General features: G+C 59.3%; 28 protein-coding genes, 1 tRNA gene and 1 pseudogene. 11 read left to right on the top strand and 19 right to left on the bottom strand.

The features are described 5' to 3' along the window. Positions 1-69 precede the first annotated feature (69 nt). A complete protein-coding gene (locus BT116_RS06470) occupies positions 70-1,437 on the bottom strand; it encodes a glutamine synthetase family protein (protein ID WP_170845959.1) in 1,368 nt (455 codons plus the stop codon). A gap of 536 nt (positions 1,438-1,973) precedes the next feature. On the opposite strand from BT116_RS06470, the gene BT116_RS06465 reads away from it, so the two are divergent. After that, positions 1,974-2,906 carry a LysR family transcriptional regulator gene (locus BT116_RS06465; protein ID WP_072341322.1) on the top strand — a complete coding sequence of 311 codons (933 nt, stop codon included), beginning with the start codon at positions 1,974-1,976 and terminating at the stop codon, positions 2,904-2,906. A 3-nt stretch (positions 2,907-2,909) separates the two neighbouring features. Here BT116_RS06465 and BT116_RS06460 read toward each other — a convergent pair whose 3' ends face one another. The 6 genes from BT116_RS06460 to BT116_RS06435 all read right to left on the bottom strand — a co-directional run bounded on the left by BT116_RS06460 (position 2,910) and on the right by BT116_RS06435 (position 8,675). Next, positions 2,910-3,275, bottom strand: coding sequence for a 5-carboxymethyl-2-hydroxymuconate Delta-isomerase (locus BT116_RS06460; protein WP_063322511.1), 366 nt, complete (start codon positions 3,273-3,275; stop codon positions 2,910-2,912). Between the two features lie 103 nt (positions 3,276-3,378). Continuing rightward, positions 3,379-4,302, bottom strand: coding sequence for a LysR family transcriptional regulator (locus tag BT116_RS06455; protein ID WP_072341319.1), 924 nt, complete (start codon positions 4,300-4,302; stop codon positions 3,379-3,381). A gap of 227 nt (positions 4,303-4,529) precedes the next feature. Further along, a complete protein-coding gene (locus BT116_RS06450; RefSeq protein ID WP_072341316.1) occupies positions 4,530-6,617 on the bottom strand; it encodes a DUF6311 domain-containing protein in 2,088 nt (695 codons plus the stop codon). Then, positions 6,614-6,949: a GtrA family protein gene (locus tag BT116_RS06445; protein WP_063325150.1), complete on the bottom strand. Its 336-nt coding sequence runs from the start codon at positions 6,947-6,949 to the stop codon at positions 6,614-6,616. Before BT116_RS06445 ends, BT116_RS06450 begins: the two co-directional genes overlap by 4 nt. A 44-nt stretch (positions 6,950-6,993) precedes the next feature. After that, positions 6,994-7,704 carry a class I SAM-dependent methyltransferase gene (locus tag BT116_RS06440; protein ID WP_072341313.1) on the bottom strand — a complete coding sequence of 237 codons (711 nt, stop codon included), beginning with the start codon at positions 7,702-7,704 and terminating at the stop codon, positions 6,994-6,996. A gap of 2 nt (positions 7,705-7,706) precedes the next feature. Further along, a complete protein-coding gene (locus BT116_RS06435) occupies positions 7,707-8,675 on the bottom strand; it encodes a glycosyltransferase family 2 protein (protein WP_063322515.1) in 969 nt (322 codons plus the stop codon). 300 nt (positions 8,676-8,975) lie between these two features. Here BT116_RS06435 and BT116_RS06430 point away from each other — a divergent pair, with 300 nt between their 5' ends. The 3 genes from BT116_RS06430 (at position 8,976) to BT116_RS06420 (ending at position 10,653) form a co-directional block, all read left to right on the top strand. Further along, the gene (locus tag BT116_RS06430) at positions 8,976-9,167 is read left to right on the top strand and encodes a YegP family protein (RefSeq protein WP_063322516.1); all 192 of its coding nucleotides are present in this window, start codon (positions 8,976-8,978) and stop codon (positions 9,165-9,167) included. Positions 9,168-9,375: 208 nt separating this feature from the next. Then, positions 9,376-10,182: an AraC family transcriptional regulator gene (locus BT116_RS06425; protein WP_072341309.1), complete on the top strand. Its 807-nt coding sequence runs from the start codon at positions 9,376-9,378 to the stop codon at positions 10,180-10,182. A gap of 102 nt (positions 10,183-10,284) precedes the next feature. Beyond that, positions 10,285-10,653 carry a cupin domain-containing protein gene (locus tag BT116_RS06420; RefSeq protein ID WP_072341306.1) on the top strand — a complete coding sequence of 123 codons (369 nt, stop codon included), beginning with the start codon at positions 10,285-10,287 and terminating at the stop codon, positions 10,651-10,653. A gap of 11 nt (positions 10,654-10,664) precedes the next feature. Here the strand turns inward: BT116_RS06420 and BT116_RS06415 are convergent, their stop codons facing one another. The 3 genes and pseudogenes from BT116_RS06415 to BT116_RS31765 form a co-directional block, all read right to left on the bottom strand. After that, positions 10,665-11,411 (bottom strand): phytanoyl-CoA dioxygenase family protein, encoded by a 747-nt coding sequence (locus tag BT116_RS06415; protein ID WP_072341681.1) that lies wholly within the window; start codon positions 11,409-11,411, stop codon positions 10,665-10,667. A gap of 13 nt (positions 11,412-11,424) precedes the next feature. Beyond that, positions 11,425-12,204 (bottom strand): methyl-accepting chemotaxis protein, encoded by a 780-nt coding sequence (locus tag BT116_RS31770; protein ID WP_371856158.1) that lies wholly within the window; start codon positions 12,202-12,204, stop codon positions 11,425-11,427. 78 nt (positions 12,205-12,282) lie between these two features. After that, positions 12,283-13,059 (bottom strand): annotated as a pseudogene (locus BT116_RS31765) (MCP four helix bundle domain-containing protein); the annotation flags it as partial. A gap of 466 nt (positions 13,060-13,525) precedes the next feature. Between BT116_RS31765 and BT116_RS06405 the strand changes: the two are divergent. The 3 genes from BT116_RS06405 to BT116_RS06400 all read left to right on the top strand — a co-directional run bounded on the left by BT116_RS06405 (position 13,526) and on the right by BT116_RS06400 (position 14,495). After that, positions 13,526-13,792, top strand: a complete 267-nt coding sequence (locus tag BT116_RS06405) for a short-chain dehydrogenase (protein ID WP_072341298.1) — start codon at positions 13,526-13,528, stop codon at positions 13,790-13,792. A gap of 133 nt (positions 13,793-13,925) precedes the next feature. Next, on the top strand, positions 13,926-14,072 hold the full coding sequence (locus BT116_RS30995) for a hypothetical protein (RefSeq protein ID WP_170845958.1): 147 nt from the start codon (positions 13,926-13,928) through the stop codon (positions 14,070-14,072). A 6-nt stretch (positions 14,073-14,078) separates the two neighbouring features. Beyond that, positions 14,079-14,495, top strand: a complete 417-nt coding sequence (locus BT116_RS06400; protein WP_072341295.1) for a type II toxin-antitoxin system YafO family toxin — start codon at positions 14,079-14,081, stop codon at positions 14,493-14,495. Positions 14,496-14,575: 80 nt separating this feature from the next. On the opposite strand, the gene BT116_RS30370 is transcribed toward BT116_RS06400, so the two are convergent. Both BT116_RS30370 and BT116_RS06395 read right to left on the bottom strand, forming a co-directional pair. Next, complete coding sequence (locus BT116_RS30370) at positions 14,576-14,764, bottom strand: AbrB/MazE/SpoVT family DNA-binding domain-containing protein (protein WP_139209457.1); 189 nt, start codon at positions 14,762-14,764, stop codon at positions 14,576-14,578. 216 nt (positions 14,765-14,980) lie between these two features. Then, entirely contained in the window at positions 14,981-15,535 is a 555-nt protein-coding gene (locus tag BT116_RS06395) for a hypothetical protein (RefSeq protein ID WP_072341292.1), read from the bottom strand. A 187-nt stretch (positions 15,536-15,722) separates the two neighbouring features. On the opposite strand from BT116_RS06395, the gene BT116_RS06390 reads away from it, so the two are divergent. Further along, positions 15,723-16,433: a hypothetical protein gene (locus BT116_RS06390; protein ID WP_072341289.1), complete on the top strand. Its 711-nt coding sequence runs from the start codon at positions 15,723-15,725 to the stop codon at positions 16,431-16,433. Positions 16,434-16,490: 57 nt separating this feature from the next. Here the strand turns inward: BT116_RS06390 and BT116_RS06385 are convergent. The 5 genes from BT116_RS06385 to dapA form a co-directional block, all read right to left on the bottom strand. Further along, positions 16,491-16,580: transfer RNA gene (locus tag BT116_RS06385), tRNA-Ser, on the bottom strand. Between the two features lie 83 nt (positions 16,581-16,663). Further along, the gene (gene purC, locus BT116_RS06380) at positions 16,664-17,377 is read right to left on the bottom strand and encodes a phosphoribosylaminoimidazolesuccinocarboxamide synthase (protein WP_025212375.1); all 714 of its coding nucleotides are present in this window, start codon (positions 17,375-17,377) and stop codon (positions 16,664-16,666) included. A gap of 27 nt (positions 17,378-17,404) precedes the next feature. Next, the gene (locus BT116_RS06375; RefSeq protein WP_072341286.1) at positions 17,405-18,163 is read right to left on the bottom strand and encodes an MBL fold metallo-hydrolase; all 759 of its coding nucleotides are present in this window, start codon (positions 18,161-18,163) and stop codon (positions 17,405-17,407) included. Between the two features lie 4 nt (positions 18,164-18,167). Beyond that, complete coding sequence (gene bamC / locus BT116_RS06370) at positions 18,168-19,283, bottom strand: outer membrane protein assembly factor BamC (RefSeq protein ID WP_072341284.1); 1,116 nt, start codon at positions 19,281-19,283, stop codon at positions 18,168-18,170. A 17-nt stretch (positions 19,284-19,300) separates the two neighbouring features. Then, the gene (dapA, locus tag BT116_RS06365; protein WP_072341282.1) at positions 19,301-20,179 is read right to left on the bottom strand and encodes a 4-hydroxy-tetrahydrodipicolinate synthase; all 879 of its coding nucleotides are present in this window, start codon (positions 20,177-20,179) and stop codon (positions 19,301-19,303) included. Positions 20,180-20,494: 315 nt separating this feature from the next. Here dapA and BT116_RS06360 point away from each other — a divergent pair, with 315 nt between their 5' ends. Further along, positions 20,495-21,055 (top strand): glycine cleavage system transcriptional repressor, encoded by a 561-nt coding sequence (locus BT116_RS06360; RefSeq protein WP_003184325.1) that lies wholly within the window; start codon positions 20,495-20,497, stop codon positions 21,053-21,055. A gap of 10 nt (positions 21,056-21,065) precedes the next feature. Beyond that, positions 21,066-21,539, top strand: a complete 474-nt coding sequence (locus BT116_RS06355; protein ID WP_024616115.1) for a peroxiredoxin — start codon at positions 21,066-21,068, stop codon at positions 21,537-21,539. 129 nt (positions 21,540-21,668) lie between these two features. Here the strand turns inward: BT116_RS06355 and BT116_RS06350 are convergent, their stop codons facing one another. Next, complete coding sequence (locus tag BT116_RS06350) at positions 21,669-22,739, bottom strand: AI-2E family transporter (RefSeq protein ID WP_072341279.1); 1,071 nt, start codon at positions 22,737-22,739, stop codon at positions 21,669-21,671. 29 nt (positions 22,740-22,768) lie between these two features. Further along, positions 22,769-23,008, bottom strand: a complete 240-nt coding sequence (locus BT116_RS06345) for a sulfurtransferase TusA family protein (protein WP_053120054.1) — start codon at positions 23,006-23,008, stop codon at positions 22,769-22,771. Positions 23,009-23,106: 98 nt separating this feature from the next. On the opposite strand from BT116_RS06345, the gene BT116_RS06340 reads away from it, so the two are divergent. Beyond that, entirely contained in the window at positions 23,107-24,540 is a 1,434-nt protein-coding gene (locus tag BT116_RS06340; protein ID WP_072341276.1) for a M48 family metalloprotease, read from the top strand. Positions 24,541-24,881: the final 341 nt, after the last annotated feature.

Genomic DNA, 24,881 nt, shown 5'->3' with positions numbered 1-24,881 from the left:
CCCACCATCAATTTTTCGTGAAAAAGTTGCTACTAAATAATTATTTAAGAAACCGCTGGCCAGCCGGTTTCACGCCTGATTGAGATACCAGCGCCAGTCCTGCTCCCCGACTTCCCCCATGAACTGACGGTATTCGGCGCGCTTGACCGCCAGATAAACGCCAAGAAACTCATCGCCAAACGCTTCCCGCGCCCAGGCCGATGCCTCAAGGGCGCGCAGGGTGGTGAGCCAGTCGGTGGGCAGCAACTCAGCCGCCTGGGCGTAGCCGTTGCCTTCGACAGGTTTCCCGGGATCGCACTGTTCACGTAGACCGCGATGAATGCCGGCCAATATCGCCGCCGCAGCCAGGTAAGGGTTGGCATCGGCGCCGCAGATACGATGCTCGATGTGCCGCGAGAATGCCGGGCCGCCCGGCACCCTCAGGCTCACGGTGCGGTTGTCCACGCCCCAGGTCGCCGCCAGCGGTGCGTAGCTGTGGCTTTGGAATCGCCGGTAGGAGTTGGCGTTCGGACAAAACATCAACAGCGAATCGAGCAAGGTGTCGAGCATCCCACCCACCGCATGGCGCAACAGCGGCGTGCCGTCGGCGGCTTCACTGGCAAACAGATTGTGGCCATCGCGGTCCGCCAGGCTCACATGCATGTGCATGCCGGAGCCCGCCAAGTGATCGAACGGCTTGGCCATGAAGCAGGCCTGCATGCCGTGCTTGTGGGCCACGCCCTTGACCAGTCGCTTGTAGCGCACCGCTTCATCCATGGCTTGCAAGGCATCGCTGCGGTGTTCAAGGGTGATCTCCACTTGTCCCGGTGCGTATTCGGAAATGGCGGTCCGGGCCGCAATGCCTTGCAGCTTGCACGCAGCGTACAGGTCGGCCAGGAACGGCTCGATCTGCTCCAACTCGCGCAGACCGTAGACCTGGGTGGCACGCGGTCGGCCACCGTCGGCGTCCCGCGCTGGCTGTGGCCGGCCTTGGCTGTCGCGTTGCGCGTCCAGCAGATAAAACTCCAGCTCCGCCGCCATCACCGGGTAATAGCCGTCGGCCTGTAAAGCCTCGATCACCTGGCTGAGCAGATAACGCGGATCGGCGATGGTCGCCGGTATGCCTTCCTGGGGATGCATGCTGACCTGCACGGCTGCCGTGGGAATCAATCGCCACGGCATGCGTTGCAAGCTGCCGCTGAGGGGGTAGGCACGGCAATCGATGTCACCGACGTCCCACACCAGTCCGGAATTTTCCACATCATCGCCATTGACGGTGAGCCCGAGAATCGTACTGGGCAGTGGCCGGCCACTTTCGAAAACCGCCAGCAACTCGTCCCGATGCAACAACTTGCCCCGGGGCACGCCGTTGTTGTCGAGGATGAACAGCTCGAACAGTTCAATATCAGGGTTCTGCGCAAGGAACGCCTCGGCGTGTTGCACGGGAGCGAAAGAAATCTTGGCAAGGCTCATGAGAAGGCTCTTATTTCCATGTCGGACGGGCGACAAGGCACCGTCAGTCTGTGCTCGCCATCGAGCGAGCACTGCGAATGATCAACAGGTAATACGAGTATCTGGAGGACGGGCGTGACGGCAATGCCAGAGCGCCCAAAAGGCCAGCTCGGAGGGCAACGCACTGAGGGTTGGTGCCATGGCAGGCGTGAACCGGCCGACCGGATCGACCGCGGCAGATGAAGGGTATTGGAATGCCAGGGGCCAACCGTCCATGAGCGCATCACAGGAAACACATCGGACAAGCGTCCCACGCGCCCCTGGGAGGTTAAACCTGGATTTGATGGAGCTTGGATCGCAGTCAACTAAACATAGGCAAACCAAACAGTCGTTGATCGACACGTCGTGTTCCCTACATTATCTGTCCCGTTCCCGACCATGAAAGCGCCTGCCCGGCATTCTCTTGGCACGATCGTTCCGTTAGGATCATCAGCCTGGTTTGCGCAAAATCCGCGCAAGGAGCACAGCGAGAGACAGAACGGATGCTGAACAGTAACTCCCTCAGAAAGCTCGACATGCAAGACCTCATGGTGTTTAGCGCCGTGTACGAGCAAAGCAGTGTCACCGGCGTGTCCGAGGCATTGTGCGTCAGTCAGTCAACCGTCAGTTACTGCCTCAAGAAACTGCGAACCTGTTTCGAAGACGAGCTATTCATCAACACCCGCACCGGCATGCGCCCCACCTATAAGGCCGAGGGCATGTACGAGCATGTGCGCGCCATTTTGCAAAGCATCAACCTGTGCCATGCCGGTACACCCACCTTCGATCCGACCCGGCAAGCCATTACCTTCAATATTTGCGCACCGGAATATTTCGAACAGTTGATCCTGCCGCAACTGCTGCAAGAGTTCGATTACGCCAATCTGCCGGTGGTGGTGAACGTGCACAAGCTCGAAGCCGACATCCCCGCCGAAGAGTTGCGCGACGGCAGCCTGGACCTGGTGATCTGCTTCGGCCCGAACTTCCACAGCAACCATGCCGATTTCAAATCCCGGCAGTTGCTGGAGGAGGACCTGGTTTGTGTCGTGGATAAACGGGCGACGCCACTTGAACCGCAACTGAGCCTTCAGTCTTTCGTACGGCGCCGACACGTGTTTCCGACGCCCTGGTCGTCAGCGACCAACATGGTGGACGGCTGGCTGTCGCAGCAGGCGCAACAACGCCAGATTGCCGCCCGCGCCAACAGCTACAGTGCAGCACTGAAAATGATCACCGGCACCGACTTCATCCTGACCCTGCCCCGCCGCATCCAGAAATTGCTGGCCAACGAGGCAATCTTCAATCATCACGAAGCGCCCCAGGGCCTGCCGGGGTTCACCCTGAACATGCAGTGGAGCCTGGCCGTCGATCAGGACAGTGCCAACGCCTGGCTGCGCGAACAGATCATCAACGCTTGCGCCGCCCGCGACACCTGAGCCTCATTGACCGATCAAGGCCTTGGCATACGGGCCTCGATCGATGTCGAGGATTTCCACGCACAGTTGCACGCTAACGTCGGCCGGCCATGGCCCCAGTTCCTGGATCACGGCCAGCAGGCTATCGGCCAGTTGCTTCTTGATTTCCGTCGAGCGACCGCTTAGCAAGGCCAGCTTCACATGCACGAAACCTCGCTCGCCCAGCCCCGTGCCTACCCGGAACGTCTCGAGCTTCACGGCCCGGCTCTTGATGTCCAGCTCGGCAGCGAATTGACCAGAGGCCACCAGCGCATTGTTCAGGCGCAGCAATGCAACATCGGCCTTCAGCTCGGGCAGGTTGGCGGTGTACTCCATGTGCAGGTGAGGCATGTGTTCGACTCCGATTCGAAAATATGACAAGGGGGTTTCAGCCGTCACAACCTTACCCCGACTTTAAACGTTGGGGCAGTTTTTGTTTCGCTGCGGGCCGGTGTCAGGGTTGTACCGAGAGCTCACGCTCGCCCATGAAGGCCTCCAACCGGGACCGCAACCAGCGCTCGGCCGGGTCACTGTCGACATGGCTGAGCCAGACCATGGACAAATCCAGGGTCGGGGTCTTGAAAGGAAAGGGTTCGTTGAACAGTTGCCCCGAAGCCGCCATGGCGGCGGCGGTATAGTCCGGCAAGCTGGCGATCAGGTCAGTGCCGGCCAGCAATGCCGGCAACGCGCTGTATTGCGGCACCGACAGCACAACCTGGCGCGTGCGTCCGATCTCGGCCAGCCATTCATCGACAAACCCGGCGACGTTCGCGGTATGGGACACCAGCACATGAGGTCGCGCGCAATACTGGTCCAGGGTCAGCGGCGTGTCCGACGCATCGGCGCGCAACACGCGGGGCTGGATGTGTCGCAACAATTTGCGCTTGGCGTTGGCCGGCAGGCCGCGAGTCTGGCTGATGCCCACGGTGATGTCGCCCGATGCCAGCAAATCGGGGATGCGCCAGTAATCGACGTGCTGGACCACGAACACAATTTTCGGCGCCTCTTGCCGCAGGCTGCTCAACAGGGGCGGCAAGAGGCCGAACTCGACGTCGTCCGACAGGCCGATGCGAAACGTCATGGTGCTGCTGGTGGGGTCGAAATCGTGGGTCAGGCTCAAGGCCACCGACAGCGAATCGAGCGCCGGAGACAGGTGCCGGATGATTTCTTCAGCCCGGGCCGTCGGCTCCATGCGGTGACCGACGCGAATGAACAATGGGTCGTTGAACATTTTGCGCAACCGATTGAGAGCCGAGCTGATGGTCGGTTGGCCCAGGAACAGTTTTTCCGCCACCCGTGTCACGTTACGCTCAAGCATCAGCGTTTCGAAAACCACCATCAGGTTGATGTCGGCCTTGCGCAATTCGTTGCGGTTCATCCACTGCCCTCCATCCCTTGGTTGGCTGCAGTGTAGAAACGCCTGGGGTTGTGCGTCTATGCGCAAAAAGGTTAAGCGCCTGTGTAATACCGTCAAGGAAATTGGGAGAGGCACCCTGCTTTTGTGGCGATGGAGCTTGCTCCCGCTGGGCTGCGAAGCGGCCCCAAGATTTTGCGGTTGCTGCGCAACCGAGCGGGAGCAAGCTCCCTCGCCACAATGAAAAAGCCCTACCTCACGATCAGCGATTTCAGCCCCAGCGCCATGACTCGCTCATCACCTCCCAGCCCCAGCGCCTTGGGGCTGATGGCATCGGGTAAATGGAAATGCACGCGCAACGACCCATTCGTGCCCATCGTTTCACGAATAGCCGGTGTCAGGGGCAGTTCAAGGGTGTTGTCTTGCAGGCGCGTGAACTGCGTCGACAACGCCGCCACACCGTTGATCGAGACGTCCACTCGCTGGCGCGTATGCAGGGGGGGCTGCACGAACGCCGCCGCGTCTATCGAGAGGACGCGCGCTTCTGGCGCAATGCGCAAGACAATCTCAGCCTCGGTCCCTTCCGACCAGATGCCCCAATCCTCGACGCGCCCCCAGCCACTGGCCAACATCGGGTTGATTCGGCTGAACACCTGGCGCTCGCCGATCTTCACCTGCACGTCCAGCGTCTCATCGGCAAACGATGGGCATTGGGCACATGACTTCCAACCCGGCGCCAGCACCACGAGGCCATCGATACGGGTCAACAGGTCGGTCTGGCGATTGACGGTCTTCGCCGCCTGGAGCGCGGCGCCAGGGTCGAGGATGTACAGCGAATCCGCTGCATACTCGCCGCTGGCAAGCATCTGCGCGGCGCGTCGCTGGGCTTGTTCGATCTCCCGGGTGCCCATGCGCCCCAGGTACACGCCATCGGTTTCCAATCCATGCTTCAGGGCGTATTGGCTGGTCAGCAGCCAGTTGTCCGGCTGGTTCTGCGGCAGCAGCAGCCGGACTTTCGAATAGTGGCTGGCCGCACTGGCCCAGAATGGATCATTCATGGAGGTGGACCAACTGGAGGCGGCCGGCATCATCCGGCTCTGGCGCAGGCCTGCCCATCCAGCGCGGGTATCCAGGACTTGCACCAGCAGGGCGATGGCCAACAGACACGCCGCCGCCCGTGGTTTGTTGCCGCGGATCACCAGGAAAATGACGGCAAATACGATGGCGTAGAACACCGGCCAGAACATCCGGCCAGACGCGCGAAAGACATTCGCCAGCTTCTCCAGGCTTCCGGGCAGCCAGTAATGCACATCCAGCACGCCGATACCGAGGGTGTTGGTCAGCGAAAACAGCGTCAACCCGAACAGCGCCCACAGCAACAACCATCTGTGGCGCACGGCACTCACCAGACCGGTATTGCCTTGCAGCAGTGCCGCAGCGGCACAGATCGCCAGGATCAGGACTCCCAGTCCCAGGTAATTGAACCCTTCATAGTCCCCGGGCCCCTCGGGCAGGTCCCGCACGATGTAGGACCAGCCACTGGGGTCTACCAGCGACAGCACATTCAAGCGGTACAGGCCATAACCACCCGATACGGTCCCGCCACCCACACTGAAATAACCGGCCTGCCAGCAACAGAACGCAACCAGCAAAAACAAACCGCTCAGCTCGATCAAGGCATCGCGTCGGAATAAGCGCCCCTTGATGGCCTGGTTGGCAAGGTCGGCCAGCCAGATCAACGCCACCATGGCCAACAAGTAGGCATGCACCAAGGCTGTCGCAGCCAATAGCACGCCCCAGGCCAGCCGTCGCTTCTGCAAACCCGGACGCAGCGCCAGGTACAAGGCCGCCAGAATCAGGAAATGCCCGGACAACGACAGATGCGCCCCCATGCGCAGAAACATCGGCGGCGAAAACACAAACAACCCGGCGCCCAACAGCCTGATCCACAGTGACGGCGTCAGCAGGCCGAGCAGTTTCCAGGCGAACCAGGCTTGCAGGATGAAACAGGCCAGCAACCACAGGCCAAAATACTGGAACGTCTCGGGCAGCCAGCCGCTGAAGGGCTTGAACAGGAACGCCAGCAACGGATTGGAATCGGAAAAAATGATGCCGTTGCCCAACTCCAAACCATAGGAAGGGTTCATGCCCAACGGAAAGGTCCAGGGTGAACTGCGGAAAAACGCCCAGCCCAAGTAATGGGTTGTCGTATCGCCCTCCCCCAGCCAGGCGATGTTCGTGGGGTCCAATACCCGCGGGCCGATCACCAGCAGGAATGCCAGCGCGCCCAACAGGATGGGCAACAAGCAGCCCCAGTAACGCTCACCACGAACGGTCATCGATACGTCCAGAAATTATGCAGGATGAAGGTGAACACCGGGATAATCAGCGCCACGGCTGCGATGCCCGCCAGGTAATCCAGGCCGACGCGCTGGGCCCCCCAGGCCACCAGCATCGCCAGCCCGAACCCGCCGATCGATACCACCACGAAACGGCCAAGGGTACGGCCATGCAAGCGGCTAGAAAAGCTCCATAGGGTGTTGACCAGGTACGACACCACAGTCGCCACGACAAAGGCGAAACCATTGGCCAGTGGCGGGTTGGCCAGGATCAGGTGCACAAACAGCACGGCAGCCACCACATGGACTACGGTGACAACCAAGCCCGTCATGGCAAAGCGCAAGGCACGGCGCAGCAACGGCGAGTGCGTCCAGGTCACGGCTTCTGCGCCAGGCAGAACACCGTCAGGCCGACCATACGATTGGCGCCCATGAACGGACGCTCCAGGCTGCACAGTGACCTCAACACGCCATTGACCAGCGGATGATGACGCGCAAGCTGCGACTTGGCCGGGGCTCCGGACGCCTTGCGCTGTAACAGGCGCAGGGCGGCGGCAATGGGAAATACCAGGCCGAAGTAATACGCACCTTGCTGGACCTGCAAACCCGCCTGCGCCACGACATTTTCCAGCTGTTTGAGGGTGTAGCGGCGCTTGTGCTCGAGAAAATCATCATGCCCGCTCCAGAGAAACTGGAACGCCGGCACGGTGATCAGGAAGCGGCTGCCCGACGGCACTTTGTCGACGTAGGCCTTGAGCAGCCCCACGTCATCATCCACATGCTCCAGCACGTCCATCAGCAACACCAGGTCAGCGTCCAGCGTGTCGATGGCACGGCGGTAGCGGACCGGTTTACCGGCGGTACTGGCGTCGGAGTCGGCCGGATAACTGATGTCCACGCACCAGGCCTGGGCCGTTGCGGTATGGGTCAGCAGGTGATGGGAAAAAAAGCCCGACCCGGCCCCCACGTCCAGCAGCGTACTGGCCGAGGTGCCCTTGAGCATGTGCAGCATGGCGCGCGCTTTCGACCGGTAGTACCAATGCTGCTCGATATCGGGACCGAGGATATCGGTTTCCTTGAGGTCCATGGTCAGTCCTTGGCGTCATAGAGGCGCCGCACCAGAAAAATCGGTCGGCGCTTGGATTCGATGTAGGTGCGGCCCAGGTACTCACCCAGCACGCCGATGCCGATCAGTTGCAACCCACCCAGGAACGTGACCGCCACCATCAGCGAAGCATAGCCCGGCAGGTCCACCCCGGAAATCAGGGTTCGCAGTACGATGAAGATGGCGAACGCAAAAGACACCAGCGAGACGCAAAGCCCCAGGTACGTCCAGATACGCAGCGGTTCGGTGCTGAAGCTGGTGATGCCTTCAAGAGCAAAATTCCACAGGCGCCAGCCATTGAACTTGCTTTCACCGGCGGCCCGTTCAGGCCTGACGTAATCCACATAGGTGGTGCGGAATCCTACCCAGGCAAACAGCCCTTTCATGAAGCGGCGAGATTCAGGCAGGGTTTGCAGGGCATCGACCACGCAGCGATCCATCAAGCGAAAATCGCCGACATTCTCCGGCAGCTTGTGGTCGGCGATTTTATTGTGCAGCCGGTAGAACCCGTTGGCGGAAACCTGCTTGGCCCAGGAGTCGGAGTCGCGGTTGATCCGATGGCCCAGCACCACTTCGGCACCGTTGCGCCAGTGGGCAATCATTTCCAGGATGACTTCGGGAGGGTCTTGCAAATCGACATCGATCGGCACCACCGCCTGGCCACGAGCGGCTTGCAGGCCGGCACTCAACGCCGCCTCCTTGCCGAAGTTACGACTCAGGTCGACGACTCGGATGCGCGGATCGGTCTTCTGCCGTTCCAGCAGCAGCACCAATGTGTCGTCCACGCTGCCGTCGTTGACGAACACCAGCTCCAGGCTCACCAGCGATTCATGGGCAAAGACCTGGTCGATCCTGGCCATGAACACATCGATGGACTGGACTTCGTTGTAGACCGGAATGACAAGCGAAAGCGCTAGACGACCTTGCAGATCCGTTCCTGGATATTCAGTCACTTGATAGCTCTTTTTCTTATAGTGTTTTCAGTCCCATCGGCTTGCGGCCCTAGGCGTCGAAACGTATTAAGCAGGACCTAGCAGGGCAACGCAAGGATCAAACAAGAACTTCATCGGACTGTGTGTTCGCAACATGACTTTTTTCCTACAGAAAGTCGAACCTCTTTCCAGGCTCATGCCCAGCAATATTTAATAACCAATGGAAACGAATTTCCCGTAGCCAAAACCCGCCACTTGGCTAGGCTGGCAGCCACATGTCCAACGCATGTCTTGACTGAATGAATCGCAGGGAGCGAACCGATGTATTTTGAAATCTATCGACAGACCCGAGGCACCCCGAGCACTGGAAAAGGCCAATGGCGCTGGCGCTTGAGAGCCGGCAACCACGAAACGATCGCCAGCGGCGAATCCTATGTGAACAAGAGTGACTGCCTTCACGTCATCAGGCTGATCAAGAATGTCCAGGGCGAAACGCCTGTGAAGGAGATCTGAACCGAATCATTGTGGCGAGGGAGCTGGCCCCCGCTGGGCTGCGAAGCGGCCCTATGATTTTGCGGTGGCTGCGCAACCGAGCGGGAGCAAGCTCCCTCGCCACGGGTTCAATCGCCTCAAGTGAGCAGTTTGCAGCCTGAGCTTTTTTTGCTGTAACGAAGGTTTTCAGGCAGGTAGGGTATGCGGACAAAAGCAGGAGGCTGGTGCAATGACTCGATCAATCCATAATCGCGACTGGCTGGTGCGGGCGCCCGAATCGAGGAAAATGGAACGCATCGAGGCCTATTTCAGCGGGCATGGCTACACCACCCATCGCCACGACACCTACGCCATCGGAATCACACTTTCCGGCGTGCAGAGCTTCAACTATCGCCACAGCAAACGCCACAGCCAGCCCGGCGGCACCATCGTCCTGCATCCGGACGAGGTGCACGATGGCGAAGCCGGGACGAGCGAGGGTTTTCGCTACCGGATGTTCTACATAGAACCGTCGGTGATCCAGCAAGTGCTAGGGGGCAAGCCATTGCCCTTCATCGAAGGAGGATTGTCCAACGACCCTCGCCTCAACATCGCGACCCGTCGACTATTGATCGGCCTGGATCATCCCCTCGATCCGCTGGAGGAGGAAGACGCCATCTACGATGTGGCCCAGGCACTCGACATCGCGGCCGGCAGCCGACGTGGGCGGCGGCTGATCGACTACCCGGCGGCGGAGCGTGCCCGCCTGTTCATCCATGATGCCCTCCACCAGACGATCACCCTGGATGACCTGGTGCAGGCCAGCGGCCGGGATCGATGGAGCCTGTCCCGGGATTTCCGGGCACTGTATGGCACCAGCCCCTATCGTTACATCACCCAGCGCCGCTTGAACGAAGCCCGGCGCCTGGTATTCCATGGCATGCCGCTGAGCGAAGTAGCCCTGGCCTGTGGTTTTTTCGATCAGAGCCACATGACCCGACTGCACACCCAGGCCTTCGGTATTTCACCGGCACGCTGGCTGAAAATGCTGCGCTGAAGGCACAGGCTGCGCAAGACAAAAAGCTGCACGATCATCCAATACGCACCCAGGCTCCGACAGTAAGGTACAGCTCACCACCCACCTGAGGAGCATGCCTCGATGACCCACTACGCCCCCATCAACTTCGCTCAGAAATACGCACTGTTCCACGAACAATGGGCACCGAAAGTCGTGGCCGAAATGAACGACTACCAATTCAAGATCGCCCGGCTCGAAGGCGAATTCATCTGGCACACCCACGCCGACACCGATGAAACCTTCATCGTGCTGGAGGGCCAGTTGCATATCGACTTTCGCGACGGTGCGGTGACCATAGGGCCGGGCGAAATGTACGTGGTCAAAAAAGGTGTCGAGCACAAGCCCAGCGCCGCACACGAAGTGAAACTGCTGCTGATCGAACCACGTGGTGTCCTCAATACCGGTGAACAGACCAATGAGCGAACGGCAGTCAATGATGTGTGGATCTGACTGAGCCAGGCTCAATCGTATTCAGCTTCCTGGTGATCGCCCAACAACCGCCGCTGACGAGGCGTCGCGGCGACCAAGACCACAGGATTGAACTGCCAATGCAAATAAGGTGAGAACTTCTGCGCGACCATCCGCCGACCATAGTGCACCTGAAGCATGTAACGCGTGCGGTCGGCGGTCCGGTTATCGCTACCGGCGTGCCATAGCTCACTGCGCAGTATCAGCACATCGCCCGCCCGGCACAGCACGGGCTGCGCGGGGCGCCCTTGCCACTGCGTTTCGCCCTTCACTGGGGCCCGGCCGGCTTTGTGGCTGCCCGGAATGACCTGGGTCGGGCTCAAGTCGGCGTCGATGTCATCCAGGTAAAACTGCGCGGTAAAAACCTGCATCGGCAGTTCAAAGGCAGGGTCGGCCAACAGCCCTGGCGGCAATTGCATCGCCAGATAATCCAGGTGCAACGGCGCCCCGGTAAAACCGGGATGGCAGCGCCAGGCCGTTTGGCCGATGACATGGCAATCATCGCCCAGGGCCGCTTCGGCCAGCTCGATCACCCCGGCCACATCCAGGAATGGCAGCCAGAACGGATCGCGATTGAACACACATTTGTAATGATCGATGACACCGCTGTAGTCCCAATGCTGGGGCTTCAACTGGTCGATGGCATTGCGCAGGTCGGCGATCTGTCGGGCATCCAGCACGCCGGGCATCAGGACAAAACCGTCCTGATGCAGCGCGCGGAGCTGATCGTCAGTGGACACGACACCCACTGCTTCAGGTGCGGAAGCGGCCGGTCAGTTCTGCCAGGTTTCTCGACAGGCTGGAAAGCTGTTGGCTGGCCTGCATGCTCTGGGCAGAGTTCGCTGCCGCTTCGTTGGACAAGTCGCGGATGTCGGAGATGTTGCGGGCGATCTCTTCGGTGACGCTGCTTTGCTCCTCACAGGCGTTGGCGATCTGCGCAGCCATGTCGTTGATCCGCAGAATCGAGCCGCTGGTGCCACTAAGCACCTGATCGACCCCCGCGGCACGCTCGACACTGTCACGGGCCTTGCTGCTACCGATCTGCATGGCTTGCACGGCCTTGGCGACACCGCTTTGCAACCGTTCGATACGCACCTGAATATCCTTGGTCGAATCCTGGGTACGCGCCGCCAGGGCCCTGACTTCATCGGCCACAACAGCAAAACCGCGGCCTTGCTCGCCCGCCCGGGCCGCCTCGATGGCAGCGTTCAGCGCGAGCAGGTTAGTCTGTTCTGCAATGCCCCGGATGACCTCGAGCACGGCACCGATGCTGGAGGTTTCCTGGGCCAATGCCTCGATGGTGCCCGAAGCGCTCTCCACTTCCTGGGCCAACTGGCGGATCGACTCGATGGTGCTGTTGACAACCGCGGTGCCGTCGCGAGACTGACTGCTGGCTTGCTGGGCGGCGTCCGACGCGTTCACGGCATTGTGTGCCACCTCATGCACCGCGGCGCTCATCTGGGTCGCCGCGGTACTGACCTGGTCGAGCGCCGCGTGTTCGCTGCTGATCAACTTATCATTGGTCGCGGCCATATTGGCCATGGCCCGCGCGGCGGCGTCCACCTCTCCGGTCACGCGTCCCACTTCGGCAATCAACGGCTGCAGCTTATCGAGGAAACGGTTGAACGCACTGCCAAGCTGGCCCAACTCGTCAGCCGAACGCACCTCAAGACGGCCCTTCAGATCGCCACCGCCCTCGGCGATCTGTTCGACACGGTGCAGCAGACGACGCATTGGACGCAGCACGACCATTGGCAAGGCCACAATCAGCAGGATGCAACCCAGCAGACCCACCAACAAGATACCGCCCTGCTGCACCCCAACAGCCTGGCCATGGTCAATCGCCGCTTGCCCCTCCCGCAGAGACGCCTCGTCTTCCAGTTCACCCAGCTTGTCGATGGCATCGCGCATGGTGTCGAACATACTTTCACCGTCACCAAAACTCAGCGCACTGGCCGCCTGCGGATTGCTCGCGGCCTGCTCGACCACCTGCCGCGAAACCTGCGACCACTGCGCAAAACGGTCATTGAACTGATTGACCAGCGCCAACGCCTCGGCACTCGGTTGCATCGCGGCATATTTCTGCACGCGATCATAAGCTTGCTTCAGATTGTCCCGATGACTGGCACGCAGTGCCTCGGAATGACTGCCCGCATTGCCCCCAAGCAGGCTGCGCTCGGCAACAAAGGCCTGGTAGAGATCACGATCGGCGTTGAGCAACAGGCTGATGGCCGGCAGGTAGCGCTTGGTCAATTGCGTGCTGGACTCCGTCACCTGACCGATGCCACGCATGCCCGACCACCCCATCAGCACCAACAGCAGTGCCAGGAACCCAATGGGCAGGGTGATTTTCCAGCGAAAGCCCAGATCGGCAAAAAACCGTGGCATGGGGTGACACTCCTTTCATGGGGATTAACTTGCCTATCGGCAGCCATGCCTTGAGCTATAGACCATTTGTCTAATTGTTACAAAGCCTTGGGTCTGGCAAACACCGGGGTTATGCAGGTCGCTGAGGGGGTTAGCTGCGGGGAGTTTTCTGACGTTTTCCGCCCACATAATTTAGGGAATGTTCTTACGCATCATCTGATTGATGATTTTTACAGAAGGACTTTATAGTCCAATTGTCGTTCGTAAGAGCGGCTTGGGTTTGGCGACCCATGACAAATATGCAGGAACCTCTCGCGGATTGCGGAACGCTTCCGTGCGCAATATGCTGCTTTTCGGTAGCTGTGCGTGGGAGATCTTCGGATCTGCCGGTTTTTCCATTTGTCCCGGTTCGCCAACCCGCGTACAGCTACCACCTTATTCGTTTGGCGACGACTAAGAAGGTCCTCAATCAAATGGAGTTTAAAAAATGAATAGATACATGGCTCTTACCAGTAATGCCGATGATCAACCCCTCTTCGTTGATACCTCCGCGCCCTTGCACATCCTGCTTGATACGGCAGGCTATAGAATTCGCGCGGTCACCCAGCTGTTAGAGAACCTCGCCATGCGAGGAGACATCCCGAGTGATTCAGTGGTCCTCCAAGATTTTGCGCAGCTGTGCTGCATTCCTTTGAGGGATGGCTGTGACGTACTCGATGTCATCGCCCGCCGTTTGGACGCAGAGCCGGGCTAGTTCAAAGGGCCTCTCACGAGGCCCATTTCGTCGAGACGAGCATGGTTCGATGGCACCAAAACCCTCCGGTTTGCCCGGATTCGATTAATCACATAAGCTGATCAGCATGAATACACATACCTCGGAGGCTCCGATGGCCACCACGAAAAAAATCGACAAACCGCACAAAAAGGTCGTTCACAATGAGCTGACATTTCTTGATGTTCGGCAAGCCGCACGTGATGGTCAGAAGGCATTCGATAAATTTGTAATCACTGGCAAGCTTCCTATTACAAAGTAGGCTTGGATGCCAGCCGTTAAAATCTCCGCACTTTTTGAAGAAATACAAAACTGGGAAAACTTCGCTGCGCACTTCTATAACTACAAAGTGTGCGGCGAGGTCCCGACTATCTTTGGCAGAGATGAAAAGCTCGATCTGAGCGATATATATCATATCCATTTGGCGAGCACTGCAGAGACACAAGCTCGCTGGGCCCAAATCGGCCGCCAGTACTATCGCACAGCCCTAATGGAAGACCCTGACAACGACTTCTGGCTTATTTATGCCTATGATTATTTCAAAGATGCGTACCTACTGCTGACGATCATTGGACCAGACGCTCACAACCGTACGGAGTGGGGATCATTTTTACGTACGATTCATAACGACATTGTGCAGCCTTGGATTGTAGGAAAAATCATTTTTCCTGAGCTAGATGACTGACGCCATCTAACTCTAAGCAAACATTCGTACTCTCCGCTTCGAAGACCTGTATCGATATTAATTGTGCTTTTCTGCCACGCTTAGTCTTCTTGGAGCTCGCGACGACGATTGGCTTCTGCCTGGTTGCGAATAACTTGAATTCGCTGCAACAGGCCACGAGAGACAGGCTGGACACTCTCAGGATTGTCCTTGATGTCCCTATTGAGCAGGTCGACAAACTCTACGCCTGCCTGAGTCTTCACATTTCTTTCGGTATTATCTTTAGACACAACTTCTCTCGGACACAGAACTCTCCCGCAATATTACACATCATGACGATATTGCACCGCTCTTGCATAGTTTCTTTTACACAGTTCCACCAGTGGTTTGCTATGGAACGGCAAGACTCTGAAGGAAACGGGAGACAGGCCAAGATTTTGAGTTCACTTGTAATCACCCCACTTCATAATCGTGGTCTGTCCCCGCGTCCCCGTCCAAAAAGCACCTTACGGATACAGACCGTCACATGCACGCTTGATCAGGATGTAAGCAATACGGCTGGCCGTCTTTTTTCCAGCATCGAGCGTGCATTCATCTGCGGTTTTGTACCCGAAAAAATCGCTCTCCAACTTTTTTGCATAGTAGGGATATTGTTGGCAGTCCTGATCTATTGTTCGAGCGGAAAAATCGTTCTGTGCGTCCGGTACATTCTTTATAACGCACCGTTGGTAAGACCAGCCGGAGTGCGAAGGGCTGTTCCGACGCATTGCCTGTAACGCTTGCTCGGTCTCCATCCTTTGCTTTCCTGCCTGCCCCGCGTTCACTGTTGACTGGTTTCGAAAAACACAATCGAGGAATTCTTTTGAAAGACTGGTCTGTGCTGAGGAGTACGGTTTGCAGTCTTCAAGTTGAGTCGATTGCCCCCTCGCTTGGCGAGCATCCCTTTCGCTCATAGCGTTGACAGCACGATCAGCCTCCTCCTGCGTTAAGGCTTGAGCCGAGGGCATGATGGCGCCCCCGATGCTAAATATGAGCACTGCAATCATGATCTGAGTGTTCATGGCGAACGTCCCTGTGTGATTCGCACAGGTTAGCCGCAAGCATTGCAACCCGCCATCATTGCCGGAGCACCAGTCCTTAGACGGCGGCAGAGCCAAGACAGACAGGAACGTAGCGAGCGTGTTACAGACGTCTGCCGGGCAGCGACTCAGGCTAAACTGGATCAGAACCACGCAAAAGGAAGTGAATATGAGTGAAGCATGGAACCTGGAAGCGTTGAGGGCACAGGTTAAGATTCGCCAACCAGAGACAAGCAAAAGGCTTGTTCAGATCATCAATTCTCTTGGTCGCTCACGCGATATCTTCACATACCACAAGTGTCTCGCTCGCGATGCCTTCACCGCATTCAACGCTGAAAACGATCCTCACGGAATAAAGTTTGCCCAACGAATACTTGGATGCGATGACGAGGACGGTGCAGTTCATGAAGCTGGCCTAGTCAGCGAGGCCAACCTGATTGCCTGCATTGCAATCACCCGCAATTCATACGACAGCTTTGGGCAGTTGCTGAATGGCCTAGTGGTGCCAGTGCCGCTGAAACGCAATTTCTATATCCAAGATGTGGAAGCCGCCCTTCCCACTGGAGAACTCAAAGATCGCCTGAGCGGCGCTCTCACTTCAGAGTGGTTTGGGTATACGCATGCCTTCATGAACATGGTCAAACATCATCAACTGATCGTTCACAATCCGTCCATTTCATTCATAGATGAGAATAGGGGAGGCAAGGTCGAAGGCTTCAGGCACAGGGAGAAGGACTACCCTGCGTGCTGGGTTCGAGAGGCGTTGGAGGGAACCGTGGAGCTTCAGAATTTGCTACGGGCATGCGGTGTACTGCTCAATCGCATGTACCTTGGGGAAAATCCCGCAAAACCTACCGGGATTAGTAGTACAAACGAGTAGTACAACTCAAAAATAAAAACCCCCGTAACTCATTGAATTACAGGGGTTTTCTGGATATGGCGGAGAGATAGGGATTTGAACCCTAGGTACTGTCGCCAGTACAACGGATTTCGAATCCGTCCCGTTCGGCCACTCCGGCATCTCTCCAGTGGCGCGCATCATACCAGCACATTCGCCGGAAGCGAACCCCCGAGCGAAATTTTTTCCGTGCTATCAGATGCTTGCGTCGATTACAGCGGCACACCCAGACGCTGGGCGACTTCTTCGTAGGCTTCGATGACGTCACCGAGGCCCTGGCGGAAGCGGTCCTTGTCCATCTTCTTCTTGGTGTCCTTGTCCCAGAGGCGGCAGCCGTCCGGGCTGAACTCGTCGCCCAGGACGATGGAGCCGTCGCTGAACACGCCGAACTCAAGCTTGAAGTCCACCAGCAGCAGGCCGGCGTCGTCGAACAGCTTGGTCAGTACTTCGTTGACCTTGAGGGACAATTCCTTCATGCGGGCCAGTTGCTCGGCGGTGCCCCAACCGAATGCCACGACGTGGGATTCGTTGATGAACGGGTCGCCCTTGGCGTCGTCCTTCAGGAACAGCTCGAAGGTGTAGGGGTTGAGCTTCATGCCCTCTTCCACGCCCAGGCGCTTGACCAGGCTGCCGGCGGCGTAGTTACGCACGACGCATTCGACCGGGATCATGTCCAGCTTCTTGACCAGGCATTCGTTGTCGCCCAGCAGCTTGTCGAACTGGGTCGGCACGCCGGCGGCTTCGAGTTTCTGCATGATGAAGGCGTTGAACTTGTTGTTCACCATGCCCTTGCGGTCCAGCTGTTCGATGCGCTTGCCGTCGAACGCCGAGGTGTCGTTGCGAAACAGCAGGATCAAGCGGTCAGCGTCGTCGGTCTTGTAAACCGACTTGGCTTTGCCGCGGTAGAGTTCTTCACGTTTTTCCATGATGGGCTCCGCTTGCTAAGTAGTGGGCTAGGCGATATGTCGCCAGTCGAGCCCTGAATCTTGATCGGCCAGTTGCAGCCAGTCCGGGTCGCACCCGAGGGTGTCGACAAAACATTGCCGGGCCAGCTGCGGCAGGTTGTTCTTGCTGCTCAGATGGGCCAGGACCAGGTGTTGCAGTCCTTGCCAGCCCAACTCGGCCACCAGGAATGCTGCCTGGTGGTTGTTCAAATGCCCGTGTTCCCCGCCTACCCGCTGCTTGAGGAAGTACGGGTAGTAACCACGCGCCAACATGTCGCGGCAGTGGTTGGACTCGATCATCAACGCATCGAGGTCCCGATAACTGTCCATCACCCTGTCGCAATACGACCCCAGGTCGGTCAACAGCCCAAAGCGCCGCTCGCCGTCGCTGAACACATATTGCGTCGGTTCCCGGGCATCGTGCGCCACGCTGACCACGCTGATATCCAGGCAACCGATGCGCAGTTGCTCGCCACCGGCCACGAAGCCGGCCGGCTCGATGGGCTTGCGCAGGCCTGCCAGTGTCCCACGGCTCAGGTACACCGGCAGATTGTAGCGCCGAGACAGCAAACCCACGCCATGCACGTGGTCGGCATGTTCGTGGGTCACGAGTATCGCGCTCAGTTGCGCCGGGTGCACACCCAGGCGCAACAGGCGCTTCTCGGTTTCCCGCAGGGAGAAACCACAATCGACCAACACATACGTGTCGGCGCTGGCTACCAGCGTGCCGTTCCCTTGGCTACCGCTGCCGAGAACGGAAAAACGCATCGGATCAGCCCAGGTTGTCCTGAATCACGCCCAACACCTTGCGGGCCACATCAGCCGGCGCCACGGTATTGATGTTCTTCTCGACGGTGACCTGGACGTTGTCGCCGACCTTGCTCAGGCGAACCTGATAACGCTCGGCGCGCGCCTCGATTTCTTCCTTGTCCGGCTTGCTGCCGAACAGGCCACTGAAGAAGCCAGGCTTCTCGTCTTTCTTCTCGGCCTTTTCAGCGAGGTTGATGTAGTACAGGCCCAAGCTGCGGTTGATGTCTTCAACGCGCCACTCGCCCTGCTCCAGCGCGCGGCCAACGCTCGACCAGGCACGGTCCAGGTCGGAACCGACGTTGAGCACCGGGTTGCCGCTGCCGTCTTCGCTCAGGCTGACGCGACTCGGCGCATCGAACTCCTTGGACGCCAGCATCGAGACCGAACCGCCCTGCTCCGCGTTACGACTCATGCTGGCGAGCATGTCGTCCACCAGCGCAGCGTCGAGGCCGGTGTTGACCGAGCGGTTGGTGAAGGCCACGTCGGCGGTGCTGCCGGCAGGTCGCTCGGCGCTGACCACATAGACCTCACTGGTGTTGCGCTGCACGCCCGGCTCGATACGCACCCGCACGCGGGTTTCGCTGTCGGCCGCGACACCGGCGGCGCTCATGCGCTTGGCCATGGCAGCAGACAGTTCATCGGAGCGCTGCCAGGTGGTGGTGAATTCGCCAGTTTGTGGGCGCTGTTCGTCCAGGCGGAAACCGTTGTCCTGGAAGAACTGGATCGCCACCGGCCAGACTTCGGCCGGTGGATGCTGGCCCATGACCCAGCTGGAGTCGCCGCTCTTCTGCAGGGTGTAGTCGCTGGCATCGGCCACGGCCGACAGCGGCTGTGGACGTGGGACGATGTATTCGCCCTTGACGCTGTCGTCGGCGACGTTGCGCGGGATCGGCAGCAGCGGATCGAGGCGCTTGGCAACGTTGACGTCTTGCGGCAGTTGCATCGGTGCAGTCTGTTGCGCCTGCAGGTAATCGCTACCACGGTCGCGGAAGTAACCTTCCGGTCCCCAGATCCATCCGCAGCCGCTGGTGCTGGAGATAATCAAGGCAAGTGCGGAAAGTCCGGCCATTCGCTTCATGCGTTGTACTTCCTCAATTAAACCAGGACGCCGGACTGGCGCATGGCCTGCCGCAGCGGTTCGTGACAGGGGGTGCTCAGCCAGGTCAGTGGCAGGCGGATGCCTTCGTGCATCAGGCCCATTTCAACCAAGGCCCACTTCACCGGAATCGGGTTGGCCTCGATGAACAGGTCCTTGTGCAACGGCATCAGTTTTTCGTTGATTGCCCGCGCAGTCTCGGCGTCGCCCTTGAGCGCGGCCTCGCACAGGTCGGCCATTTCGCGCGGAGCAACGTTGGCGGTGACGGAAATGTTGCCCTTGCCACCCAGCAGGATCAGCTCGACCGCTGTCGGATCATCACCGGACAGCACGATGAAGTCCTTGCTCACGCCATCGAGGATGGCCTTGGCGCGCTTCATGTCGCCGGTGGCTTCCTTAATGCCAATGATGTTCGGCACGGTGGACAGGCGGATCACGGTCTCGGCCTGCATGTCGCAGGAGGTGCGGCCGGGAACGTTATAGAGGATCTGCGGGATGTCGACGGCTTCGGCAATGTGCTTGAAGTGCTGGTACAAGCCTTCCTGGGTCGGCTTGTTGTAGTACGGAACGACCAGCAGGCAAGCGTCGGCACCGGCTTCCTTGGCGTTGCGGGTCAGCTCGACGGCTTCACGGGTCGAGTTGGCGCCGGTACCGGCGATGACCGGAATGCTACCGTTGACCTGCTTGACCACAGCCCGGATGACCTCGATGTGCTCGTTGACATCGAGGGTTGCCGACTCGCCGGTGGTACCGACAGCGACAATGGCATGGGTGCCGTTCTCAAGGTGGAAGTCCACGAGTTTGCTGAGGCTGGCCCAGTCAAGATGCCCTTGTGCATCCATGGGTGTGACCAGTGCCACCATACTGCCCGCAATCATGAAACCGCTCCTGCCGGAAAAAGAGAGCGGTAATGGTACTGGCGCCAAGATGCTTGTACAAGCGAACTACCATTCCCCTTGGCGATGGTTTTCGCTACCCTTCAGGCTTTGATCGGTACCGACAAGCTCATATGCCGGTTTCCAGCCTCCGTTTTCGTCGCCGCAAGCCCCGATCCCGGGTTTGTCCCGGTGCGTTCCAGCTGTCGTGGAATGCAGCGCAACCCCGGGCACAAGGCTTGAGCCGTTCGTTTTTCCGGGCCTGGCGCTGTATCGAGCGGCAAAAGTACCGACCGCTCATCGCTTTAGGAATGCTGCATGTCCACCCCCACAGTCCGCGAACAATTCCTTGTTATCAGTGCCCTTGGCGCCAACCCCATGGAGCTGACTAACGTCCTGTGCCGCGCCAGCCATGAAAATCGCTGCGCCGTCGTGACCTCACGCCTGACCCGTCACGGCGAATGCAGTGCGCTCGTGCTCGAGATCTCCGGCAGCTGGGACGCCCTGGCTCGCCTGGAAGGCAGCCTGCCGGTGCTGGCCAAGAAGCATGCCTTCACCGTCAACGTGGTGCGTAGCGCCGCGCTGGAGAACCGTCCCCAGGCCCTGCCCTACGTGGCCTATGTGAGCTCGGCCTACCGTCCGGACATCATCAACGAGCTGTGCCAGTTCTTCATGGACCATCACGTCGAGCTGGAAAACCTGACCTGCGACACCTACCAGGCACCGCAGACCGGCGGCACCATGCTCAATGCCACGTTCACCGTGACCCTGCCGGCCGGCACCCAGATCAGTTGGCTGCGCGATCAGTTCCTGGATTTCGCCGATGCGATGAACCTGGACGCGCTGATCGAACCGTGGCGCCCACAAAACCCAATGTAAGGAAGCGTTCATGGCCGTTGCAGTCGACCAGCCGGTTACCGATTTCCAGGCACCCGCCACCAGCGGGCAGACCATCAGCCTCGCCGCCCTCAAGGGCAAGCAGGTGGTGATCTACTTCTACCCCAAGGACAGCACCCCGGGCTGCACCACCGAAGGCCAGGGTTTTCGGGACCAGTATGCGCAGTTCCAGGCCGCCAACACCGAAGTGTTCGGCGTCTCCCGGGACAGCCTCAAGTCCCACGAGAACTTCAAGTGCAAACAGGAATTTCCGTTCGAGCTGATCAGCGACAAGGACGAGGCCGTCTGCCAGCTGTTCGACGTGATCAAGCTGAAAAAACTCTATGGCAAGGAATACCTGGGCGTTGATCGCAGCACCTTCCTGATCGACAAGAACGGCGTGCTGCGCCAGGAATGGCGTGGCGTGAAGGTGCCAGGGCATGTGGATGCGGTGTTGGCGGCGGCTCAGGCCCTCAACAAGGGCTGAAATTCTCGCTGCCTGTACTGGCGCCATCGCGAGCAAGCTCGCTCCCACATGGGATCTGTGATGTTCAATAGAACCCTGTGGGAGCGAACTTGCTCGCGATGAGGCCATCACCCCCAACCGATGAATCAGCTACAACAACGGCGCGACAACCGGCTCCTTGCTCGGCCACGCATCCAGCACCGCCTTGAACAGGGTCGCCAGGGGGATCGCGAAGAACACACCCCAGAACCCCCACAGCCCGCCAAACAACAGCACCGCACAGATGATCGCCACCGGGTGCAGGTTCACCGCCTCGGAGAACAGCAGCGGGACCAGCACGTTGCCGTCCAGCGTCTGGATAATCCCGTAGACCGCCATCAGGTAGATGAACTGATCGCTCCAGCCCCACTGGAACAGCGCAATCAAGGCCACCGGCACGGTCACCACCACGGTGCCGACGTAAGGCACCACCACTGAAATGCCCACCAGCAGCGCCAGCAGGGCGGCGTAATTGAGCCCCATGGTCACGAAACCGATATAGGTCACGCCGCCGCAGATGAAAATCTCGATGACTTTTCCGCGAATGTAATTGGCGATCTGCCGATTCATCTCCTGAGCCACTCGGGTAATCAGCGCCCGCTCACGCGGCAGGTAGCCTCGGACCCAGCGGCCGATCATTTCCCGGTCCTTGAGGAAGAAGAACACCAGGATCGGCACCAGCACCAGGTAGATCATGATGTTGACCAGAAGCGGCAGGCTGGACAGCGAAAACGTCAGCGCCCACTGACCGAACTTGCCGATCTGGCCGCGCACGACTTCAATGGCTTGCAACACCTGCTCGTCGGACACCAGATGCGGATAACGCTCGGGCAACAGCAACAGCACGGACTGCCATTTGGCAAGCATCCCCGGCAACTCGTTGAAGAGCGTCACCAACTGGTGCCAGAGCAGCGGCACGATCACAACTATGAACACCAACAACAAGCCCATGAACAGGGCAAACACCGAGCCCACCGCCACCGCACCCGGCAACCGCAAGCGCTCCAAAGTCGTGACCAACCCTTGCATCAGGTACGCCAGCACCATCCCCGCCAGCACCGGCGCGAGCATGCCGCCCAGGGTGAGCACGGCGGCAAAGGCCAGGAACAGCAGCACCGCCAGGACCACAGCTTCTTCATCGGAGAAGTAGCGCTGGATCCAGTCGCGTAACACTTTGAACATTAAAAATCCTTAAGAGACGCTGTGGGTTTTCAGGCCTTTTTCAGCCAGTAACGGTAGACGCCGTTTTCGTCTTCTTCACGCAGCAGCGTGTGACCGGCCAATCGGGCGAAGGTGCGGAAATCACGTTGCGAGCCCGCATCCGTGGCGATCACCTTGAGTACACTGCCGCTGGCCAGGCGATTGAGTTCCAGCTTGGCCTTGAGCAACGGCAACGGACAGTTCAGGCCGCTGGCGTCCAGTTCGGCATCGTGGGCTACAGCATCGGTCATGGGTTCACTCCGCGGCAGATCGTTGAGCGGCCTAGAATATCTGGTCCCGAGCCCGGTGTCCGGCTACAGTAAGGTCTTTGTCGACTAAGGCTTCGTGCATGACATTTCTGCGCCCCACCCTGCTGACGCTCGCTTGCCTGCTTGCCTCACCGGGCTTCGCCGACGACCTGCCGTCACTTGGCGATGCCAGTTCTGCCATCGTCTCGCCAGAACAGGAGCACCAACTGGGCCGCGCCTGGCTGGCCCTGCTGCGCAGCCAGGTTTCACAGCTCAACGATCCACAGCTCAAGGACTACGTCGAATCCAGCGTCTATAAACTGGTGGAAACCAGCCAGGTGAACGACCGACGCCTGGAGTTCATCCTGATCAACAGCCCGCAGCTCAACGCCTTCGCCGCACCTGGCGGAATCGTCGGGGTCAACGGCGGCCTGTTCCTCAATGCGCAGACCGAAGGCGAATACGCCTCGGTCATGGCCCACGAACTGGCGCACTTGTCACAACGCCACTTCGCCCGCGGCGTCGAAGCCCAGCAGCGCATGCAAGTGCCAATGATGGCCGCACTGCTGGCTGGCATCGTGATTGCCGCCGCCGGTGGCGGTGACGCCGGGATCGCGGCCATCGCCGGGACCCAGGCCGCGGCCATCCAGGAACAACGGCGTTTCTCGCGCCAGAACGAACAGGAAGCCGACCGCATCGGCATCCAGAATCTGGAAAAGGCCGGCTACGACCCGCGGTCCATGCCGACCATGTTCGAGCGCCTGATGCGCCAGTACCGGTTCGACGCCAGGCCCCCGGAATTCCTGCTGACTCACCCGGTGACCGAATCCCGGATCGCCGACACCCGCAACCGCGCCGAACAGGCCAAGCCGGGCGGTATCGAGGACAGTGTGCGCTATCAACTGATTCGCGCACGGGTCCAGTTGATCTATGAAGAAACCCCGGGCCTGGGCGCCAAGCGCTTCCGGGCGCAGCTGGATGAGAACCCGAAGAACGACGTGGCGCGCTATGGCCTGGCGATCGCGCAGATCAAGGGTGGCCAGTTGAATGAAGCACGGGAGAACCTCAAGCCGTTGCTGGCCAAATCGCCCAACGAGATCATCTACAACCTCGCCCAGGTGGACCTGGACATCACCAGCAACAAACTGGCCGACGCTCAATCCCGCGTCGACCGGATGCTGAGCCAATACCCGGGCAACTATCCGCTCAACCAGGTACGCGTCGACCTGCTGCTCAAGCAGAACCGCCCCGCCGATGCCGAGAAGGCCCTGGAGTCCTTGCTCAAGACCCGCCCGGACGACCCGGATGTCTGGTACATGGTGGCCGAGACCCGCGGGCTGTCGGGCAACATCATCGGCCTGCATCAGGCTCGTGCCGAGTACTTCGCACTGGTGGGCGACTACCGTCAGGCCATTCAGCAATTGGACTTCGCCAAACGGCGCGCCGGCACCAATTTCCCCCTGTCGTCACGCATCGATGCCCGCCAGCGGGAACTCATGGAGCAGGAACGCATGGTCAAGGACATGATGGGCTGAGCATTTGCCAGAATCGAGTAGGAGGCGGCCTCACGGCCGCCGTCCTCTCACACCACCGTACGTACGGTTCCGTATACGGCGGTTCCTGCCTACTGATAAACAGCTTCAGCGAGCTTGGTTCCGTTGATGTGTCGCCTGTGGTATCTAAGCGCCCAGACCGGCCCTCGGAGCTTCCGGCTCCTACCTCCTGATGGTCTCGACCCCCGCTGCGCGGAGTTTCTGCTTTACGCTCCAACAGAGATCACACCCGACTGTCCACTCATGGCAGGTTCAGCCCTTCGTCACTCCGGCTTCGAGCAACTACTACGGCCTCGGCTGACTTCTGTTCGCCCATCCCGTCA

Origin of the sequence: Pseudomonas sp. NFACC16-2, from assembly GCF_900119205.1 — a bacterium.
GTDB classification, from domain to species: Bacteria; Pseudomonadota; Gammaproteobacteria; order Pseudomonadales; family Pseudomonadaceae; genus Aquipseudomonas; species Aquipseudomonas fluorescens_Q.
The sequence above is the reverse complement of the archived record's forward strand: the minus strand, read 5'-3'. Positions and strand labels throughout refer to the sequence as shown.